The sequence below is a fragment of the Nocardioides marmotae genome (assembly GCF_013177455.1).
GTDB lineage: Bacteria > Actinomycetota > Actinomycetes > Propionibacteriales > Nocardioidaceae > Nocardioides > Nocardioides marmotae.
Genome location: NZ_CP053660.1, coordinates 23,489 through 42,734 on the forward strand (window position 1 = coordinate 23,489; position 19,246 = coordinate 42,734).

The following is a 19,246-nucleotide window of genomic DNA, read 5'->3' on the forward strand; positions in this document are numbered from 1 at the left end:
GCCGCGGCCGAGCAGCTCGCCGAGCTCGTAGCGCCCGCCGACGACCGGACCGGTCACCGGTCCTCCTCCTCGGTCGGGGACGGCTCGCCCGACGCCTGCGAGGGCGGGCTGCTGCTGGCCTGGGTGGGGGAGCTGGGTGCCGTGGGGGTCGGCGGGGTGCTCGTGGTCGGCTCCTCGGTCGGGCCCTCGGGGGAGGACGGCTCCTGCGTGGGGGCCTCGGTGGTGGTCGGCTCGGGCGACGGAGCCTCGGTGGTGGGCTCCTCGGTGGGGGCCTCGGTCGTCGGCTCGGGGGTGGGCTCCGGAGCCGGCTCGGGGCCCCAGAACTGCACCGTCACCAGCTCGCCCTCGTCCAGGCGGCCGGAGGGGTCGACGGAGGTGACCAGGCCGGGCGTCCGGCCGCCGGGGTTGGCGACCTCGTCGGTCCGCACGCGCAGGCGGGCGCGGGTGAGCTCGCGGCGCACCTCGTCGACCGGCCGGTCGAGGTAGTCGTCCTCGTCGATGGTCACGGTCCCGGCCGAGACCGAGGGGGTGTCGTCGGGGTCGTCGTCGCCGCGGCCGCCGAGTGCGAGCGCGGCCACGATCCCGGCGACGACCAGGACGGCGACGAGCAGCCCGACGACCAGGGCCCTGCGGCGGCGGGTCGCTGCGGCCTCGTCGGCCTCGGCGCCGGTCTCGTCCGCGAGCGCGGTGGCGCCGGTGGGCGCGACGGTCGTGGCCTCGGCGGGCAGGGGGGCCGCCACGGCGGTCCGGGAGAGGACCTCGGTCTGCTCGGCCGCGCCCGGCGCGGTGAACAGCTCGGTCGAGGGGTCGCGGAGCGCGGCGGCGAACGCCGAGGCGTCGGCGTACCGGTCGGCGGGGTCCTTGGCCATCGCCCGGTGCACCACCGCCGCGAGGTCGGCGGGCACGGAGTCCGGCAGGTCCGGGACGGGGTCGTTGAGGTGCGCCAACGCGGTGGCGACGGGGGAGTCGGCCTGGAAGGGGCGGTGGCCGGCGAGCATCTCGAAGGCCACCACGCCGAGGGCGTAGACGTCCGAGGCCGGGGTGGCGGTGTTGCCGCGGGCCTGCTCGGGCGAGAGGTACTGCGGGGTGCCCATCACCTGGCCGGTCTGGGTCATCCCGATGCCGTCGGCGGCCCGGGCGATGCCGAAGTCGGTGATCTTGACGACCCGGTCCGGGGTGACGAGGAGGTTGGCCGGCTTGATGTCGCGGTGGACGATCCCCGCGGCGTGGGCCGCACCGACCGCGTCGGCGACCTGGACGAGCAGGTGCCGGACCGCGTCGGGGTCCAGCGGCTGGCCCTCGCGCAGCAGCGCCGAGAGCGGCTGGCCGTCGACGAGCTCCATGACGAGGTAGGGCCGGGGGACGCCCGAGCCGTCGGCGGGCGCGGCCTCGCCGAAGTCGTAGACGGCCGCGACGCCGGGGTGGTGCAGGGAGGCGGCGTGCCGCGCCTCGGTCTCGAAGCGGGAGCGGAACGTCGCGTCGTCGGCGTACTCGTGCTTGAGCAGCTTGACGGCGACCTCGCGGCCCAGCGTGGTGTCGGTGGCGCGCCACACCTCGCCCATGCCGCCGGTCGCGATCCGGCTCTCGAGGCGGTAGCGGCGGGCGTCGTCGGCGTAGCGGGGCTCGGGGGCGCCGAAGGTCACGGTCGGGTCGCTCACTGGCGGATCACCGCCTCCATCACGGCCTTGGCGATCGGTCCGCCGAGGGTGCCGCCGGCGATCTCGGAGCGGGAGATGTCGGCGTTCTCGATGACCACGGCCACCGCGACGTCCTCGTCGGGGGCGAAGGAGACGAACCAGGCGTACGGCGGGCGGTCGGGGTCGCCGCTCTGCGCGGTGCCGGTCTTGCCCGCGACCTCGACGCCCTGGATGGCGGCCGGGGCGGCGGTGCCGTTCTCGACGGTGGCCACCATCAGCTCGGTCACCTCGTCGGCGGTCTGCGGCTTGACCGCCTGGGACAGCTCCCGCGCGGGGGTCTTGTCGAGCACCTCGTAGTCGGCCGACTGGACCTCGTCCACGACGTAGGGCCGCATGACCACGCCACCGTTGGCGATGCCCGCGACGACCATCGCCATCTGCAGCGGTGTCGCGCGCACCTCGAACTGGCCGATGCCGGTCTGACCCAGCTCGGCGGCGTTGAGCTTGTCGGGGTAGACCGACTCGGCCTGGGGCCGCAGGTCCTCGAGGTACTCACTGTTGAAGCCGAACGCCTCGGCGGTCTCCAGCATCCGCTCCGCGCCGACCTCGCCCGCGAGCGCCGCGAAGGTCGTGTTGCACGACTGCTCCATGGCCTGGGTGAACGGAATCCGGTCGGTGCCGCAGGCCCGGCCCTCGTTGTCGATCAGGCCGCTCTCGCCGCGGGTGAGGGGCAGCTGGTAGCTCGCGCCGCCCGGGACGAGGTCGTCGGCGGTGTAGAGGCCGGCCTCGATCGCCGCCGCGGCGGTCAGGACCTTGAACGTCGAGCCCGGCGGCAGCGTGGTCTGGATGGCCCGGTTGAGCAGGGGCTTGGCCGGGTCGTCGTTGAGCCGCGTCCACGTCTCGCGGACCTCGGTGAAGTCGTGGGAGGAGAGGTTGTTGGGGTCGTAGGTCGGCAGGGAGACCATGGCGAGCACCTTGCCGCTGCTCGGCTGCAGGGCCACCACCGACCCGCGGGTGCCGGGGCCCAGCGCGCTCAGCCCGTCGTACGCCGCGTCCTGGGCGGCGGCGTCGAGGGTCAGCTGGACGTTGCCGCCCTCGGAGTCGTCGTTGCTGACCAGGTCGACGAGCCGGGTGACGAAGAGCCGGGAGTCCTCCCCGGAGAGCACGTCGTTCTGCGAGCGCTCGATGCCGGAGGCGCCGTAGGTGTAGGAGAAGAAGCCGGTCACCGGGGCGTACTTGAACGGCTGGGGGTAGGTGCGCAGGAACTCGAACTGGTCGTCGACCGGCTTGCTGATCGCCACCGAGTCGCGCCCGACGAGGATCGCCCCGCGCTCGCGGGAGTACGCCGCGTCGATCACCCGCCGGTTGCGCGGGTCGTCGTTGAGGTCGCCGGCGGCCTGGTACTGCAGGTAGGTCGCGTTGACCATCAGCGCCAGGAAGAGCAGCAGGCAGAAGATCGAGATGGTCCGGATCGGCTTGTTCATCGTCATGACAGGCGTACCACCTGGGTGGTCTCGGCGTCCGCGGCCCCGTCGCCGGCATCGTCGGTCGCCGAGGGCGCCGGGCGGCGGGCCATGTCGGAGATGCGCAGGACGAGCGCGATGATCACCCAGTTCGCCACCAGCGAGGAGCCGCCGTAGGAGAGGAACGGGGTGGTCAGGCCGGTGAGCGGGATCAGCCGGGTGACGCCGCCGACGACCACGAAGACCTGGAGCGCGAAGACGCTCGCCAGGCCGGTGGCGACCAGCTTGCCGAAGCCGTCGCGGCAGATGAGGGCGGCGCGCAGCGCGCGCTCGACGATGAGGCCGTAGAGCAGCAGCACGGCGATGACGCCGGTGAGGCCGAGCTCCTCGCCGATGGCGCCGATGATGAAGTCCGACTCGGCGTAGGGGATCCGCTCGGGGCTGCCCTCGCCGAAGCCGCGGCCCAGCAGGCCGCCCCAGGCCATCCCGAAGATCGACTCGACCAGCTGGAAGCCCTGGTCGCTGGTGCCCTCGCCGTAGTAGGCGAACGGGTCGATCCAGATGTCGACGCGGGTGCGGACGTGGCCGAAGAGGCGCCAGGCCATGAGCGCGCCGCCGAGGAACAGCGTGGTGCCGACCACCAGCCAGCCGGGCCGCTCGGTGGCGACGTAGAGCATGACGAGGAACAGGCCGAAGAACAGCAGGCTGGAGCCGAGGTCGCGCTGGAAGACCAGGATGCCGAGGCTGATCAGCCACATCGCGAGGACCGGCCCGAGGTCGCGGCCGCGCGGGAGGTCGACCACGAGCAGCCGGCGGCCCGCGAGCGCCAGCGCGTCGCGGTGCAGGACGAGGTAGCCGGCGAAGGCGATGACGAGCAGCACCTTTGCGACCTCGCCGGGCTGGAAGCTGAACGGCCCGACGCCGATCCAGATCCGCGCGCCGTTGATCGTCTTGCCCAGGCCCGGCACCAGCGGCAGCAGCAGCAGCGCGATGGCGGCCAGCCCGCTGGTGTAGGTGAACCGGGCCAGCACCCGGTGGTCGCGGAGCACGATGAGCGTCCCGACGAAGAGCACCACGCCGAGGGTCATCCAGGTCAGCTGCTGACGCGCGAAGGTCGTGCCGTCGGCCAGGTCGAGGCGGTGGATCACCGCCAGGCCGAGCCCGTTGAGGGCGGCGACGACCGGCAGGAGCACCGGGTCGGCGTACGGCGCCACGAAGCGGATCACCACGTGGGCGGCGACCACGAGGCCGGCCAGCCACCCGCCGTACCCGAGCAGGTCGACGGGGATCTCGCCGTCGACGCCGAGGCCGACGGCGGCGTACGCCCCGATGCCCACCGCGAGGGCGAGCACGAGCAGGAACAGCTCCGCGCCCCGTCGGCGGCGGTGGACGAAGCCCATGATCGCGCCCTGCTGACCGGCGGCCATCAGCGCGACTCCGGTGCCACGCCGGTGCCCGAGACCGGGCCGGGCGGCGCCGGCCGGACGCTCGCCCGGGCGGTGGCCTGCTCCGTGGCGGCCGGGGTGGCCTCCTGGCTTGCCTGCTGGGTCGCCCCGTCGGTCGGGTCGCCCGTGGGGTCGTCGGCCGGGTCGGTCGGGTCGTCGGAGGTGGCGTCGGTCGGGGCGTCGGACTGCCGGGCGGCGAGGTTGTCGACCGCGCGGCGGGCGTCGTCGAGGTCGCCGACCTCGATCCCCTCCTGCACCTTGCCGGCGTCGAAGTCCGAGAGCCGGTCGAGCTCGACGTCGGTGGTCTCGTAGGGCTCGTTCAGCGACACGCCCGGCAGGTCGGTGTTGAGGCCGCGGAAGATGACGACCGTGCCGTCCTCCTCGCCGACGAAGTACTGGTCCTGGCTCCATGCCCAGGCCGCGGCGGCGGTCATCCAGAGCACGCCGCCGAGCACGAGCAGGCCGAAGAGCGGGCGCAGCCAGGCCAGGCGGCGCGGCGGCCGCGGGGCGTAGCGGGCGGCCTCGGGGTCGATGGGGTCCGAGGGGATCGCGAACGGCACGTCGTCGGGCACGTCGGCCGGCACCGGGTCGAGCTCGCCGGTGTCCCCGGCGCGGGCGCGGAAGAGACCGCTGGGCTTCGCGCCGCGGGTCGGCCGGCGCCGCAGCTCGGCGGCGGCGCCCACGAGCATCGGCTCGAGCTCGGCGTACGCCGGGTCGACGTCGGCCTGCTCCTCGGCGAGCACGTCGGCGACGATGCAGGTCACGTTGTCGGAGCTGCCGGCCTCGAGGCTGGCCCGCACCAGCTCGACGGCGGCGTAGTCGGGGGTGCCGTCGGCGAGGAGGGCGCCGAGGCGGCTGTCGTCGAGGACGCCGCTCGCGCCGTCGCTGCACAGCAGCAGGCGGTCGCCGGCGACGAGATCGACGAGGAAGAGGTCGGGATCGACGTCGCCGGGGCCGCCGAGCGCCTTGAGGATCAGGTTGCGGTGCGGGTGGACGCGGGCCTCGGCCTCGCTGATCCGGCCCTCGTCGATGAGGCTCTGGACGAAGGTGTGGTCCTTGGTGAGCTGGGAGATCTCGCCGTCGCGCCACAGGTAGGCGCGGCTGTCGCCGACGTGGCCGACCGCGATCCGCCGGCCGTCGAAGAGCGCGACGGTCGCGGTGGTGCTGGTGCCGTTGAGGCTGGGGTCCTCCTCGACGAGGTCGTTGATCCGGTCGTGCGCGCGGTGCAGGGCACCCGAGACCAGGCCGAGGAGGTCCTCGGGCTCGCCGGTGGGCTGCTCGTCGAGGCGGCGCAGCTGGGCCACGGCCGTGCTGGAGGCGATGTCGCCCCGGGCCGCGCCACCGACGCCGTCGCAGACGGTGAGCAGCCAGGGTCCGGCGTACCCGGAGTCCTGGTTGTCCTTGCGGACCCGGCCGACGTCGGAGATCGCCGACCAGTGCAGGCGCAGGCTCACTTCCGCAGCTCCAGGATGGTCTTGCCGATCCGCACCTGCGTGCCGAGAGTGACCGTGGTGGGCTGGGTGATCCGGACGCTGCCGATGTAGGTGCCGTTGGTGGAGCCGAGGTCCTCGACGAACCACTGGTCGCCCGAGGCCGCGATCCGGGCGTGTCGCGTGGAGACGTAGTCGTCGTCGAGGCGGATCGCGGCGTCGCTCCCGCGCCCGATGAGGATCGGCGCCTGGTCGAGATCGGCGCGCTCGCCGACGTTGCTGCCCTCGGTGACCACGACGTGGGTCGGGGAGCCGCGCCGCTTGGGCTTCTCCTTGCCACCGCCGCGGCCGGTCCGGCCCGAGCGGCGCGGGCGGGGCTCGCCTGCGCCGCGGGCGGACTCGGGCACCCGGGCGCCGAACATGTCCGAGCGGATCACCGAGATCGCGGAGAGCACGAAGATCCACAGGATCGCCAGGTAGGCGACGCGGATCAGGAAGAGGGTGAGCTCAGACATCCCAGGCGTCCTCCTCGACGACGCGGACCGTCATCGTGGTGTTGCCGATGCGGACCTCGGCGCCGTCGTGGAGGACCGAGCGGGCCATCTTCTGCCCGTCGACGAGCATGCCGTTGGTCGACCCGAGGTCGCGGACCTCGACGCGCACCGACTCCTCCCCGCCGTGGCGCTCGGTGGTCACGCCGAACTCGACGTGGCGCCGGCTCACGCCGGGGTCGTTGATCCGCACGTCCGCGTCGGTCCCGCGCCCCACGACCACGCCCGGCGGGTGCAGCGGCTGGGTGGTGCCGTTGACCTCGAGCACGGCCCGCGCGCGGCGTACCTGGGTGTGCGTGGCGTTGCCGGTCACCCGCGCCTGGGCGCGGCTGCGGATGCGGAACCGGCCGGTGGTGAGGTCCTCGGCCGGCTCGAAGTCGATCTGGACCGGGCCCGGGAACACGTAGCCCTGGTCGTCGGCGTGGTCCTGCAGCTGCTGGGCGAGCTCGCCGGCCATCGCGGTGTCGTACGGCGCGAGCCGCTCGAGGTCGGTGGCGGAGAGCTCCACGTGGAAGTCGTTGGGGACCAGCCGCCGGTCGCGGGAGAGGATCTGGGCGTTGTTGTCGATCTCGCGCTGCAGCGCCGCCGCGATCTCGACCGGCTGCACCGCCGACCGGAACGCCTTGGCGAAGGCGCCGGAGATCATCTGCTCGAGCCGCTGCTCGAGGCGCGAGAGTCCGCCCACGTCCCGCCGCCTCCTTCCACGTCGCTCTGCCTGGTGCTGCAAGTCTCTCGCACCGCTGGTCTCGGACCGCTGGTCCGGGCAGGGCCGACAGGCCCTGTCGGCCGCCGGGTCGGGACCGATCGTAACCATGTCGACCGTCCGCGGCTCGCACCCTCCGTTCCCGGTTTGGTCGGATCTCACGCGCTGGGCTAACCTTGCGGGGCTTCACGCGCGAGTGGCGGAATAGGCAGACGCGCACGGTTCAGGTCCGTGTGCCCGAAAGGGCGTGGGGGTTCAACTCCCCCCTCGCGCACGTGAAACGAAAGGCCCGGGTCCTCGGACCCGGGCCTTCGTCGTTCCCGGCCTTCGTCGTTCGCGGCCCGTGTTGTTCCTGGCGCGTCGCGGAATGCCCGCGGCTGCAGGTTGTTGGGCTCCCTATGACCACCACCCTTGCTGAGCAGAGCGGAACGTTCACGATCGGCGGCGACCTGGAGGTGCGCCGCCTCGGCTACGGATCGATGCAGCTGACCGGGCCGGGGGTCTGGGGCGACCCGAAGGACCCCGACGAGGCGGTGCGCGTCCTGCGTCGCGCCGTCGAGCTGGGCGTCACCCTCATCGACACCGCCGACTCCTACGGGCCGGTCGTGGCCGAGCAGCTGATCCGCACGGCGCTGCACCCCTATCCCGACGACCTGGTCGTCGCCACCAAGGCCGGCCTGACCCGGCAGGGCCCGGACGTGTGGACCCCCGTCGGCCGGCCGGCGTACCTGCGCCAGCAGGCGGAGATGTCGCTGCGCCACCTCGGCGTCGAGCGGATCGACCTCATGCAGCTGCACCGCGTCGACCCCGAGGTGCCGCTCGAGGACCAGGTCGGTGAGCTGAAGAAGCTCCAGGACGAGGGGAAGGTCCGCCACATCGGGCTCTCCGAGGTCACCGTCGAGCAGGTCCAGCAGGCGCGCGAGGTCGCGGAGATCGCGACCGTGCAGAACCTCTACAACCTGGCCAACCGCTCCGCCGAGGACCTGCTGACCTACTGCGAGGAGCAGGGCATCGGGTTCATCCCGTGGTTCCCGCTCGCGACCGGGCAGCTCTCCGGCCCCGACAGCCCGCTCACCACGATCGCCACCGAGAAGGGCGTCTCGGCCTCGCAGCTCGCGCTCGCCTGGCTGCTGCGCCGCTCGCCGGTGATGCTGCCGATCCCCGGAACCTCCAGCGTCGCCCACCTCGAGGACAACATGGCGGCCGCCGCGATCGAGCTGACCGACGAGGAGCACGCCGCGCTCGAGGCCGCGGTCTGACGCACCGCCTGACGCACCGCCTGACCCGCCGGCAGATGCGCGGTCAGGGCAGCGGGACGCGGAGGAACCGGGGCCGGTAGAGCAGGGGGTCGTCGAGGACCTCCTCGACGTCGGTGCGGTTGCGGCTGTACGACACCACGACCGACCTGGGCCGCGGGACCAGGTCGGGGTGGGCGAGCGGCATGTAGCGCAGCTCCCCGGTCGTGCTGTCCGAGGGCAGGTCGGCCACGGGCGGCTGAGCCGTGAACGGCCCGGTCGGCGCCGGCGCGGTCCAGAAGACCAGGTCGGAGCCGAGGAACTCCTCGCGCTTGCTGAAGGCGTACCAGGTGCCGCCGCGCTCGAAGACGCTCAGCGTCTGGGAGGTGCCGCCGGCCGCGGGGACCAGCTCGGCGGCCGCGGCGGGGTCGGCGACCCAGACGGCGCCGTCCCAGTAGCGCCAGCGCCCCGGCGTCAGCACGCCGCCCGGCCGGACCCGCGCGACGCGCAGCGAGAAGCCGGTGGGCGTGCCGGTGTCGGGGCGGGCGGTGCCGTACAGGTACAGCCAGCCGCCGTGCAGCGCGGTCGCCGCGCCCCACATCGGACGGGTCGGGTCGGGGGAGTCCGGGCCGACGTCGACCCGGGAGACGAGCTGCGGCGTGCCGCCCCGCGGGACGACGTACAGGGCGACGGCGGGGCCGAGGTTCTCGAAGCCGAAGGCGTCGTCGCGGTCGGTGCTGCGCACCCGCTGCGCGGTCACGGTGACCAGGTCGTAGCCCGGTCGCGGCGTCGCGACCACCGACATCGGCCAGTAGCCGACCTCGCTGTCCCGGTCGGGGATGACGGCGCCGCCGCCGGCCGGCACCACGACGCGGAGGCAGCCGGGCTCGACGACCAGCATCGAGTTGCGCACGAACCGCTCCTCGCCGGGGTCGCCGCGCAGGGTGTCGCCGAAGAGCCAGATCCGCCGGCCGTCGTGGAGCTCGGCCGCGGCGCCGACGTCGCCGCCGCGGAACGCGGGCGAGCCGCGCAGCTCGGTGATCCGGTTGAGGTCGGCCACCGTGCGCACCGGGCCGGTCGGCTCGCAGGTCGTCGCGGAGGCGAGGCTCGGGTAGGTCGCGGCCTCGTCGTCGCCGGGCAGCAGGACCACGACCAGCGCCGCGCCGGCGGCGAGCGCGCCGAGGACGGCGACGAGCTGGAGGCGCCAGCGGGCGGTGGTGGGTACGTCGGGGGGCGGGCCGCCCGGGGCCGGCGGTGCCGCGGGGCTGTGCCGCACCCCGTCGAAGCGGGTCAGTGCGAGCACGAGCAGGCCGGTGGCGGCCACCGCGGCCAGCAGCCCGAGGTCGCGGGCGGCCGCGCCGCCGGCCACCGCCGCGCGGACCCCGTCGGCGGTCGCCCCGGCGGTGGTCCACCGGGCGACCTCGGCCCACCCGCCGGGCAGGAGGAGCGGGTCGTCGGCGACGAGCAGCGGCGCCGGCACGACGAGCAGCACGGTCGCGGCCAGCAGCAGCCCGGGGAGCCCGAGGAGCGCCTCGAGCGCGAGGGTCAGCAGGCCGGCGGCCAGCACCCCGAGGGCGAGCGCGGCGGCGACCCCGGCGAGTCGCCCGGCACGTCGGGCAGCAGCGGGGTCAGCGCGACCGCGACCGCCGCGAGGGCGCCGATCGCGGCGAGGCGGAGCAGGCCGCGGGGGAGGGTGCGGGCGAAGGGCCCCCACGCCAGCGAGACGACGAGCACCAGGACGAACCCGGCGCCCGCGGCGAGCAGGCCGAGCGCGGCGTACGGCGGTGCGTCGCGGGCGGAGCCCAGTCGCTCGGGGCCCAGTCGCTCGGGGCCCAGTCGCTCGGGGCCCAGTCGCTCGGGGCCCAGCCGCTCGACGGTCACCGTGCGGCCGCGGCGCTCCTCGGCGGCCCGGACCTCGCGCACGAGCGCGCGGTCGAGGTCGGCGACGCGCAGGCCGGGCAGGAGCAGGGTGTCCTCGGTGCGGCGCAGGTCGACGAGGACCACGCCGACGACCTCGCCCGCGGCCAACGCCGCCTCCGCCGCGTCGCGGTCGTCGGTGGCGGAGGCGGCGAAGGGGGCCCGGGGCAGCGCGTCCACGTCCTCGGCGAGCGGCCCGACGACGACCTCGGGCCCCACGAGGAGCACCGGCGCGCGGTGGGTGCGCCCCGCCGCGGCGTCGTGGAGCGCCGGCAGGACGGCGAGGAGCGCGCCGACCAGCAGCACGAGCGCCGCGACCGTGCGCAGCCGCCGCCGGTTCCTCACCCCACCAGTCTGCGGGGGCGACACCGCGGCCGGCACCGCGGCCGGCTCAGCCGCCCAGGAGCAGCCCGAGACCGGTCGTGACGGCGGCCGCCAGCCACGTGGCGGAGCAGGCGAGGAACGGCGCCCACTCACCGGTACGCCGTGCTCGGACGCCGAGGTAGCCCCACGGCCCCTTCGTGGCCAGGTGCCACACCATCCGCGCGGTCGGCCGAGCCCCGACCACGAGGCCCCAGCCGCGCAGGTCGGCCAGGTCGCGGACGAGCGCCACCAGCCACAGCGCGAGCGTGCCGATGCCCAGCGCGACGGCAACGTCGGTCGCCACCGCGCGCGGCAGCAGGGCCAGCGCCGGCCCGAGCAGCACCAGCCAGGCGTGGGCCAGGGCCAGCTGCCAGGCGGGCTCGCGGGCGTAGACCGGCAGCGCCGCGCGCCACGGCGTACCGGGGGCGACGGCGGGGGGCAGGCTGCGGGTGGGCGCGCTGGTCGGCGTGCGGGTGGGCGTGCGGTCGGGGTCGGGCTCGGACGGCGCCGGCACCAGCCGCAGGTGCGGTCCGGCGGTCGTCGAGGGCCCGACGCCGACCGGCACGAGGTCCGGTTCGGGGGCGAGGGGCTCGGCTGTCACGGCAGGGAAGTACCTCACGGCCGCCCCGCTCCGCCACTCCCACCGCACGCGATCTCGATCACTCGGGGAGGGCCGCCCGGGCGGTGGGTACCGTCCCCGCATGACACAGACGCCCGAGGAGCCCGTCGCCGGTACGACGCCTCCCGCAGATCCCGGCCCGACCACCCCGGCGCAGCCGGCCACCGGTCCCTCGGGCGACCGGTCCCCACGTCGGCGCGATGCCCGTGCGGACGCCGGCGGTGACCCGCTGCGCGGGTCGGTGACCAGCGGGGTGTGGGCCGCGCTCGTCGCCTTCGGGGTCGTGCTCGTGCTGCTCGTGGTGTTCATCGCGCAGAACACCGAGCCGGTGCTCGTCCGGTTCCTCGGCTTCGAGGGGGAGACGCCGCTCGCGGTCGCGCTGCTCATCGCCGTCGCCGCCGGCCTGCTGCTCACCGCGCTCGCCGGATCGCTCCGCCTCTGGCAGGTGCGCCGCCGGGTCCGCCGGGAGGCGAAGCGGCACTGATCCACCCGCCCCGCGGCGTACTCCCGCCACCCGCCCCGACGGCGTACCCCCGCGGGGTATCCAGGCGACTACTTCCGGGTCATCGCAACCGCTTCTGGGTCAATATTTCGCCCCGGAAGCGGTCGCGTACCACCTATAGGTGGGACGCGACCATCGCCCCTCAGGCCTCCGCACGAGCCGCCCGCAGCCGAGCGTCGACGGCGGCGGGGGAGAGCTCGTGGTCGATGACGAGGGCGGCGCAGCCGACCAGGCCGGCGGAGTCGCCGTGGGCGGCGGGGGCGAAGCGCAGGTCGCGGGTGACCGAGCCGGCGGCGCGGGCGTAGACCGACTCGCGCATGCCGGCGGTGTAGAGGTCGAAGGCCGCGCCCATGTCGCCGCCGACGACGACGGTCTGGGGGTGGAGCAGGTTGACCGCGACGGCGAGCACCTCGCCGACGCGCCGGCCGCTCTCGCGCAGCAGGCTGCGGGCGACGGGGTCGCCGTCGAGTGCGAGGGCCACCAGGTCGCGGACGTGGCGCGCCTCGGCGCCGCCCTCGACTAGCCGGTTGACCATGGCCCAGCCGGCGGCGACGGTCTCCAGGCAGCCGTGCGCGCCGCAGCGGCACAGCAGCTCGTCGGCGCCCTCGACGCGGGTGTGGCCGAGCTCGCCGGTGACGCCGCGGGAGGCGTTGACCAGCCGCCCGTCGGCGATGACGCCGATCCCGAGGCCGGTGGAGGCCTTGACGACCAGCACGTCGCTGCCGAGCGGCGCCGGCCCGAACAGCTCCGAGCGGGTCAGTGCCGAGGTGTCGTTGGTCAGGTGGAGCGGGGCGTCGCAGGCGTCGAGCAGGTACGGCGCCACCGGCACGCCGTCCCAGCCCTTCATCACCGGGGCGTCGAGGCTGACGCGCCGCTCGGGGTCGACCGTGCCCGGCAGGGACAGCCCGATCCCGAGGACCGGCGGCTCGATCCCCTCCAGCAGGGTCCGCAGCCGCGCGGCGACGTCGGTCATCACCTCGTCGGGACCGCTGCCGACCTCGTGGTCGCGGGTGTCGCCGACGATCTCGCGGCCCTCGAGGTCGAAGACGCCGACCTGGGTGCGGGAGCGGCCGACCGCGATCCCGACGACCACGGCGGCGTCGACGTTGAAGACGAGGGTGCCCGCGGGGCGGCCGCCGGTGGAGGCCAGCGCGCTCGCCTCGACGAGCAGGCCGGCCGCGAGGAGGGCGGAGACCCGCTGGGAGACGGCGGTGCGGGAGAGGCCGGTGGCGCGCCCGAGGTCGGCGCGGGTGGTGGCCTCGCCGCTGCGCACCAGGGCCAGCAGGCCGCCGGCGGTGGTCTCGGCGGGGGACGGCATCACGCTCACGCGAGGATGAAACCACGGAACTTTGTCCGCAAAAAGTCCTAAGACGGCTTGTATCGGTCCATAAGGCCTGCGACGGTGGATCCCATGCCCCCGACGCCCACGACTCCGGACAGCCCGCCCGCCGCCGCGGTCCTCCCGGCGTACTGCGACTTCACGGTCTTCGGCGGCACCGGGGACCTCGCCCTGCGCAAGCTCCTCCCCGCGCTCTACCACCGCGACCGCGAGGGGCAGCTGCCCCCGGACCACCGCATCGTCGGCGTCTCCCGCAGCCCGATCGACACCGCCGGCTACCGCGACCTGGTCCGCACCGCCCTCGCGACCCACGTCCCCGCCGAGGAGCTCGAGCCCGCCGCCGTCGAGCGCCTCCTCGCCCGGCTGCACCACCTCGAGCTCGACGCCCACGTCCCCGACGGCTGGCACGAGCTGCACGGCCTGCTCAAGGACCGCCCGGGCGCCGACGAGGCCGTCCGCGTCTACTACCTCGCCGTCGCGCCGGGTCTCTTCGGCCCGACCTGCGAGCGCCTCGACGAGCTCGGGCTGGTCGACGAGCGCTCCCGCGTGGTCATGGAGAAGCCGATCGGCCATGACCTCGCCTCGGCCCGCGCGGTCAACGACGCCGTGGGCCGGGTCTTCGCCGAGCACCAGGTCTTCCGCATCGACCACTACCTCGGCAAGGAGAGCGTGCAGAACCTGCTGGTCACGCGGTTCGCCAACACCTTCCTCGAGCCGCTGTGGAACAGCCGCTGGGTCGACCACGTCCAGATCACCGTCGCCGAGACCGTCGGGGTCGGCAAGCGCGGCCCCTACTACGACCACGCCGGCGCGCTGCGCGACATGGTGCAGAACCACCTGCTCCAGCTGCTGTGCCTGGTCGCCATGGAACCCCCGACGTACGTCGGCCGCGAGACCGTCCGCGACGAGAAGCTCAAGGTCCTCCAGGCGCTCAAGCCGCTCACCCCCGCCGACGTCGACCGCGACACCGTCCGCGGCGCCTACGAGGGGTACGGCGAGGAGGTCGGCCACCCCGGGACCCGCACCGAGACGTTCGTGGCGCTCAAGGCCGAGGTGCAGAACTGGCGCTGGGCCGGCGTCCCGTTCTACCTGCGCACCGGCAAGCGGCTCGACCACCGCGCCTCGGAGATCGTGGTGGTCTTCAAGGAGCCGCCGCACGCGATGTTCCCGCAGAGCGAGGGCTCGACCACCGCGAACCGGCTGCACATCCTGGTCCAGCCCGACGAGGGCATGAAGCTGCACCTGACCGCCAAGGAGCCCGGCCCCGGTGGCATCCGCCTGCGCCCGGTCTCCCTCGACCTCTCCTACGCCACCGCCTTCCCCCAACGCTCGCCCGACGCCTACGAGCGGCTACTCATGGACGTCGTGCGCGGCAACCCGACGCTGTTCATGCGCCGCGACGAGGTCGAGGCCGCCTGGACCTGGGTCGAGCCGATCCTCGCCCGCTGGGCCCAGCGCTCCGCCGAGCTCGAGGAGCGCCCCGAGCCCTACCCCGCCGGCTCGTCCGGACCCACCGCCGCCGCCGACCTCCTCGGTCGCGACGGCCGCACCTGGCAGGAGCCCGACCAGTGAGCCGACCCACCAGCCCCGACCCCACCAGCCCCGGCAGCCCCGGGAGACCCGCGATCCATCCCACCGTGGCGGCGGTGACCGCGCGGATCACCGAGCGCAGCGCCGCCGGCCGGGCGGCGTACCTCCGGCGCGTCGAGCAGGCCACCGACCGCGCCCCCGCCCGGCACCGCCTGGCCTGCGCCAACCTCGCGCACGGCTTCGCCGCCTCCGAGCCGGCGGGCAAGGCCGCGCTGCGCGGGCGGGTCAAGCCGAACGTCGCCATCGTGACCAGCTACAACGACATGCTCTCGGCCCACCAGCCGTTCGGGAGCTACCCGCCGGTGCTCAAGCGGGCGGTCGTCCGCGCGGGCGGCGTGGCCCAGGTCGCCGGCGGCGTGCCGGCGATGTGCGACGGCATCACCCAGGGTCGCGACGGCATGCAGCTCTCCCTCTACAGCCGCGACGTGATCGCGATGTCGACGGCGATCGCGCTCTCCCACGACATGTTCGACAGCGCGCTGATGCTCGGCGTCTGCGACAAGATCGTGCCGGGCCTGCTCATCGGCGCGCTCTCCTTCGGCCACCTGCCGACCGTCTTCGTGCCGGCCGGGCCGATGGCCTCGGGGCTGCCGAACGGCGAGAAGGCCCGGATCCGCCAGCTGTACGCCGAGGGCAAGGTCGGCCGCGAGGAGCTGCTCGAGGCCGAGGCGGCGTCGTACCACTCCGCCGGGACCTGCACCTTCTACGGCACCGCCAACTCCAACCAGCTGCTCATGGAGGTGCTCGGCCTGCACCTGCCCGGCTCCTCCTTCGTCAACCCCGGCACCCCGCTGCGCGCCGCGCTGACCCGCGCCGCGGCGGCCCGCGCGGTGCAGATCACCCGGCAAGGAGGCGAGCCGACGCCGATCGCGACGATCGTGGACGAGAAGGCGATCGTCAACGCCTGCGTCGCGCTGCTGGCCAGCGGCGGGTCGACCAACCACACCCTCCACCTGGTCGCGATCGCCCGCGCCGCGGGCATCACGCTGACCTGGGATGACCTCGCGGACCTCTCCGCAGTGGTGCCGCTGCTGGCGCGGGTCTACCCCAACGGCGCGGCCGACGTGAACCACTTCCACGCCGCGGGGGGCATCGCGTTCCTCGTCCACACCCTGCTGCGCGCCGGGCTGCTCCACGAGGACGTGTGGACGGTCGCGGGCCGCGGCCTGCGCCACTACACGACCGAGCCGGTGCTGCGCGGCTCCGCGGAGACCGGCGACCTCACCTGGGAGGAGGGTCCCAAGTCGAGCCTGGACCGCGACGTCCTGCGCCCCGTGGACGACCCGTTCTCCGCGACCGGCGGGCTCGAGGTCCTGCACGGCCCGCTGGGCACCGCGGTCCTCAAGACCTCCGCGGTCCGGCCCGAGCACCGCGTGGTGACCGCCCCGGCGATGGTCTTCGACGACCAGGCCGACCTCCTCGCCGCCTTCGGGGAGGGGCGGCTCGACGGCCGCGACCTGGTCGCCGTCGTCCGCTACCAGGGCCCGGCCGCCAACGGCATGCCCGAGCTGCACAAGCTCACCCCCGCGCTGGGCGTGCTCCAGGACCGCGGTCAGCAGGTCGCGGTCGTGACCGACGGCCGGATGTCCGGCGCGTCGGGCAAGGTCCCCGCCGCCATCCACGTCACGCCGGAGGCCGCGCTGGGCGGACCGCTCAGCCGGGTGCGCGACGGGGACCTGGTGACGGTGGACGCCGAGCGCGGCCTGCTGTCCGTGCAGACCCACGACGGGGCCGACCTGGCCTCCCGCGAGCCGACCGGTCGCGCGCCCGAGGGCGAGGAGTGGGCCGGGACGGGCCGCGAGCTGTTCGCCGCCTTCCGCGCCACGGTCGGGCCGGCCGACGCCGGCGCGAGCGTCTTCCCCTCCTCCGGCACCCCCGCCCAGCCCGCTCCCCGAGAGGACTCCCTTGTCCAGCCCGTCTGAGGTCACTGCCCCCGCCCCGGTCACCGGTTCCCTGCTCGACGCCCTGGCCGCCCGGACGCCGGTGGTGCCGGTCGTGGTCGTCGACGAGGTCGCCTGGGCCGTGCCCGTGGCCCGGGCCCTGGCCGCCGGCGGCGTGCCGGTCGTCGAGCTGACCCTGCGCACCCCGGTCGCCCTCGAGGCGATCCGCGCGATCGCGGCGGAGGTGCCCGAGGTGCTCGTCGGCGCCGGGACGATCGTGACGCCCGCCCAGGCCGAGGAGGCCCGGGCGGCGGGGGCGGAGTTCCTCGTCTCCCCGGGGGCCACCCCGGCCCTGCTGGCGGCGATGGCCGAGACCGGGCTGCCCTACCTGCCCGGCACCGCGACGGTCTCGGAGGTGCTCGCCGTCCTCGAGACCGGCCACCAGGAGATGAAGCTGTTCCCCGCGGAGGCCTCGGGCGGCGCGGCGTTCCTCGCCTCGGTCGCCTCGCCGGTGCCGGCCGCCCGGTTCTGCCCGACCGGCGGCATCGGGCCGGCCAACGCGGCGGCGTACCTCCGCCTCCCGAACGTCGCCTGCGTCGGCGGCAGCTGGCTCACGCCCGCGGGCGTCCTGGCTGCCGGAGACTGGTCCCGCGTCACCGACCTGGCCCGCGCGGTCGCCGAGCTGCGTCCCTGACCGGTCAGGACCACTTGGCGGGGTCATGGACGTGAAGGCCCGCGGACCCTACGGTGAGGCCCGCCCTGGCCGCCATCGGCCGCCGGGGCCGGCGTCCCCGCTCGACCGTGGGGGGAGGGCGGGGACGTCCGCACGGGATACTGGACCGGTGGCAGCCCCTCGACGTCGCTGGACCCCGACCCTGCTCGTCGTGGTCGTCGCGCTGATGATCAACCTGCCGGTGGTGCACGGGTTCTACCTCGACCAGCGGCTCTCGGCCAGCGGGGTGGAGCAGGTCGCGCGGGTCGAGGCACACCGCGAGTCCGGTGGCGGGCACTTCCTCCAGTACGCCGTCGACGGCACCTCCTACACCGCCAACGTGGAGCAGGACGTCTACGAGGACGCCGTGCGGACCGGTGAGATCGGCGTGCGGGTCCTGCCCGGCGACAGCGGCGTGCACCGGGTCGACGGAGAGGTCACCAGCCGGCTCGGCCTGGTCATCACCCTCGCCGCGGATGCCGCGCTCGCGCTGATGCTCTACCTGCTCTGGCGCTTCCGCGGGCGGCTGCGCCCGCAGCTGCGCCTGGTCGCCACCCAGGACGTCGAGCGCTGCCCGCCCGGGTCGGTGCTCGACCGCATCGCCGGGGACCGGTACGTCGTGTGCGGAGAGGTCCTCGAGATCGGCGACGGCGAGCTGGTGCTCGACCTCGGCGATCGGCGCGTGCAGGTGCTGCTCGACGGGCACGCCAACCCCGTCGGCCACCAGCAGCCCGCGAAGGCGACCGGCCGGATGGTGGGCTGACCCGGTCGACCCCGGTCGACCCCGGTCCGCCCCCGGTTCGATCCCGGTCAGCCCCGGGATGCCGGCCCGGCTGCCATGCTCGGGGCATGACGACGCTGCACGAGCTCAGCGCGCGGGGGATCGACGGCACCGACATCGACCTCGCGGCGTACTCCGGCACGGTGGTGCTGGTGGTCAACACGGCCTCCCAGTGCGGGTTCACCCCGCAGTACCAGGGCCTCCAGGAGCTGCACGACCGGTTCGCCGACCGCGGCTTCGCGGTCCTCGGCTTCCCGTGCGACCAGTTCGGCGGGCAGGAGCCGGGCTCGGACGAGGAGATCGCCGGGTTCTGCGAGCGCAACTTCGGGGTGGGCTTCCCGCTGTTCTCCAAGGTCGAGGTCAACGGCTCGGGCGCGCACCCGGTCTTCGCGTACCTCCGCAGCGAGAAGGGCGGGGTGCTCGGCGACCGGATCAAGTGGAACTTCACCAAGTTCCTCGTCGGGCGCGACGGCCGGGTGATCGAGCGGTACGCCCCGACGACCAAGCCGGAGAAGCTGGTCGCCGACATCGAGGCGGCGCTGGCCGCCCCGGTCCCCGGCTGATGGCCCGCTTCACCTCCGGCACGAAGGCCGAGGCGGTCGTCCTCGCGCCGGCCAAGGAGATCTGGGACGTGCTCACCGACCCGCTGCTGGTCGCCGAGCTGACCCCGCTGCTCAAGCGCATCGACGCCTCGGGGGAGCACTGGACGTGGCACATGACCGGGCTCGACGTGCTCGGCATCGAGGTCGCCCCGACCTTCACCGAGCGGATGTCCTACCGGGACCTGGAGCGGATCGACTTCTCCCACGACCCGCCCGCCGGCGCGAGCGAGCGGGCCGGCGTCGAGGGGTGGTACGCGCTGACCGAGCTGCCCGAGTCCGAGGGCGGCGGCACCCGGCTGGCCACTAGCCTGGACATCACCCTCGACCTGCCGCTGCCGAAGCTGTCCGCCCCGGCCGTCACCGCCGCGATGCGCGGGGTGATCGGCCAGATGGGCGAGCGGTTCTCCCGGAACCTGCTCGCCCACCTGGGCGCCGAGCAGCGCTGACCTGCGCGTCGTGGCGGGATAGTCCGCCACA

At 74.7% G+C, this 19,246-nt stretch carries 18 protein-coding genes and 1 tRNA gene; 9 read left to right on the plus strand and 10 right to left on the minus strand.

What is annotated here, in order from left to right:
• Positions 1-53: 53 nt before the first annotated feature.
• Genes HPC71_RS20840 through HPC71_RS00145 form a run of 6 tightly spaced genes read right to left on the minus strand, consistent with a single transcriptional unit; the run spans position 54 to position 7,211 of the window.
• Complete coding sequence (locus tag HPC71_RS20840; protein ID WP_154616027.1) at positions 54-1,658, minus strand: serine/threonine-protein kinase; 1,605 nt, start codon at positions 1,656-1,658, stop codon at positions 54-56.
• Positions 1,655-3,121 carry a peptidoglycan D,D-transpeptidase FtsI family protein gene (locus tag HPC71_RS00125; protein ID WP_154612655.1) on the minus strand — a complete coding sequence of 489 codons (1,467 nt, stop codon included), beginning with the start codon at positions 3,119-3,121 and terminating at the stop codon, positions 1,655-1,657. Before HPC71_RS00125 ends, HPC71_RS20840 begins: the two co-directional genes overlap by 4 nt.
• 2 nt (positions 3,122-3,123) lie before the next feature.
• Positions 3,124-4,527: an FtsW/RodA/SpoVE family cell cycle protein gene (locus HPC71_RS00130; protein WP_154616025.1), complete on the minus strand. Its 1,404-nt coding sequence runs from the start codon at positions 4,525-4,527 to the stop codon at positions 3,124-3,126.
• The gene (locus HPC71_RS00135; protein ID WP_171895917.1) at positions 4,527-5,999 is read right to left on the minus strand and encodes a PP2C family protein-serine/threonine phosphatase; all 1,473 of its coding nucleotides are present in this window, start codon (positions 5,997-5,999) and stop codon (positions 4,527-4,529) included. The genes HPC71_RS00130 and HPC71_RS00135 overlap by 1 nt, the downstream gene beginning before the upstream one ends.
• Positions 5,996-6,490: an FHA domain-containing protein FhaB/FipA gene (locus tag HPC71_RS00140; protein WP_154616023.1), complete on the minus strand. Its 495-nt coding sequence runs from the start codon at positions 6,488-6,490 to the stop codon at positions 5,996-5,998. Before HPC71_RS00140 ends, HPC71_RS00135 begins: the two co-directional genes overlap by 4 nt.
• A complete protein-coding gene (locus tag HPC71_RS00145) occupies positions 6,483-7,211 on the minus strand; it encodes an FHA domain-containing protein (protein ID WP_171895918.1) in 729 nt (242 codons plus the stop codon). The genes HPC71_RS00140 and HPC71_RS00145 overlap by 8 nt, the downstream gene beginning before the upstream one ends.
• 208 nt (positions 7,212-7,419) lie before the next feature.
• On the opposite strand from HPC71_RS00145, the gene HPC71_RS00150 reads away from it, so the two are divergent.
• Together HPC71_RS00150 and HPC71_RS00155 are read left to right on the plus strand one after the other, a co-directional pair.
• Positions 7,420-7,503: transfer RNA gene (locus HPC71_RS00150), tRNA-Leu, on the plus strand.
• Between the two features lie 124 nt (positions 7,504-7,627).
• Positions 7,628-8,488 (plus strand): aldo/keto reductase, encoded by an 861-nt coding sequence (locus HPC71_RS00155; protein WP_154616021.1) that lies wholly within the window; start codon positions 7,628-7,630, stop codon positions 8,486-8,488.
• Between the two features lie 43 nt (positions 8,489-8,531).
• Here HPC71_RS00155 and HPC71_RS00160 read toward each other — a convergent pair whose 3' ends face one another.
• The 3 genes from HPC71_RS00160 to HPC71_RS00170 are packed head-to-tail and all read right to left on the minus strand — an operon-like array spanning position 8,532 to position 11,345.
• On the minus strand, positions 8,532-10,031 hold the full coding sequence (locus HPC71_RS00160; protein WP_154616019.1) for a DUF5005 domain-containing protein: 1,500 nt from the start codon (positions 10,029-10,031) through the stop codon (positions 8,532-8,534).
• Positions 10,010-10,726 (minus strand): hypothetical protein, encoded by a 717-nt coding sequence (locus HPC71_RS00165; RefSeq protein ID WP_154616017.1) that lies wholly within the window; start codon positions 10,724-10,726, stop codon positions 10,010-10,012. The genes HPC71_RS00160 and HPC71_RS00165 overlap by 22 nt, the downstream gene beginning before the upstream one ends.
• A 46-nt stretch (positions 10,727-10,772) precedes the next feature.
• Positions 10,773-11,345 carry a hypothetical protein gene (locus tag HPC71_RS00170; protein WP_154612323.1) on the minus strand — a complete coding sequence of 191 codons (573 nt, stop codon included), beginning with the start codon at positions 11,343-11,345 and terminating at the stop codon, positions 10,773-10,775.
• Between the two features lie 100 nt (positions 11,346-11,445).
• On the opposite strand from HPC71_RS00170, the gene HPC71_RS00175 reads away from it, so the two are divergent.
• Complete coding sequence (locus tag HPC71_RS00175; protein ID WP_154612322.1) at positions 11,446-11,847, plus strand: lipopolysaccharide assembly protein LapA domain-containing protein; 402 nt, start codon at positions 11,446-11,448, stop codon at positions 11,845-11,847.
• Between the two features lie 160 nt (positions 11,848-12,007).
• Here the strand turns inward: HPC71_RS00175 and HPC71_RS00180 are convergent, their stop codons facing one another.
• On the minus strand, positions 12,008-13,183 hold the full coding sequence (locus HPC71_RS00180) for an ROK family transcriptional regulator (protein WP_154616216.1): 1,176 nt from the start codon (positions 13,181-13,183) through the stop codon (positions 12,008-12,010).
• A 93-nt stretch (positions 13,184-13,276) separates the two neighbouring features.
• Here HPC71_RS00180 and zwf point away from each other — a divergent pair, with 93 nt between their 5' ends.
• The 6 genes from zwf to HPC71_RS00210 all read left to right on the plus strand — a co-directional run bounded on the left by zwf (position 13,277) and on the right by HPC71_RS00210 (position 19,215).
• Positions 13,277-14,776 (plus strand): glucose-6-phosphate dehydrogenase, encoded by a 1,500-nt coding sequence (zwf, locus tag HPC71_RS00185; protein ID WP_154612321.1) that lies wholly within the window; start codon positions 13,277-13,279, stop codon positions 14,774-14,776.
• Entirely contained in the window at positions 14,773-16,716 is a 1,944-nt protein-coding gene (gene edd / locus HPC71_RS00190; RefSeq protein ID WP_216656499.1) for a phosphogluconate dehydratase, read from the plus strand. The genes zwf and edd overlap by 4 nt, the downstream gene beginning before the upstream one ends.
• The gene (gene eda / locus HPC71_RS00195; RefSeq protein ID WP_154616015.1) at positions 16,700-17,368 is read left to right on the plus strand and encodes a bifunctional 4-hydroxy-2-oxoglutarate aldolase/2-dehydro-3-deoxy-phosphogluconate aldolase; all 669 of its coding nucleotides are present in this window, start codon (positions 16,700-16,702) and stop codon (positions 17,366-17,368) included. Before edd ends, eda begins: the two co-directional genes overlap by 17 nt.
• A 148-nt stretch (positions 17,369-17,516) precedes the next feature.
• Positions 17,517-18,149 carry a hypothetical protein gene (locus HPC71_RS00200; RefSeq protein WP_154616013.1) on the plus strand — a complete coding sequence of 211 codons (633 nt, stop codon included), beginning with the start codon at positions 17,517-17,519 and terminating at the stop codon, positions 18,147-18,149.
• An 86-nt stretch (positions 18,150-18,235) separates the two neighbouring features.
• A complete protein-coding gene (locus HPC71_RS00205; protein ID WP_154616011.1) occupies positions 18,236-18,730 on the plus strand; it encodes a glutathione peroxidase in 495 nt (164 codons plus the stop codon).
• Entirely contained in the window at positions 18,730-19,215 is a 486-nt protein-coding gene (locus HPC71_RS00210; RefSeq protein ID WP_154616009.1) for an SRPBCC family protein, read from the plus strand. Before HPC71_RS00205 ends, HPC71_RS00210 begins: the two co-directional genes overlap by 1 nt.
• Positions 19,216-19,246: the final 31 nt, after the last annotated feature.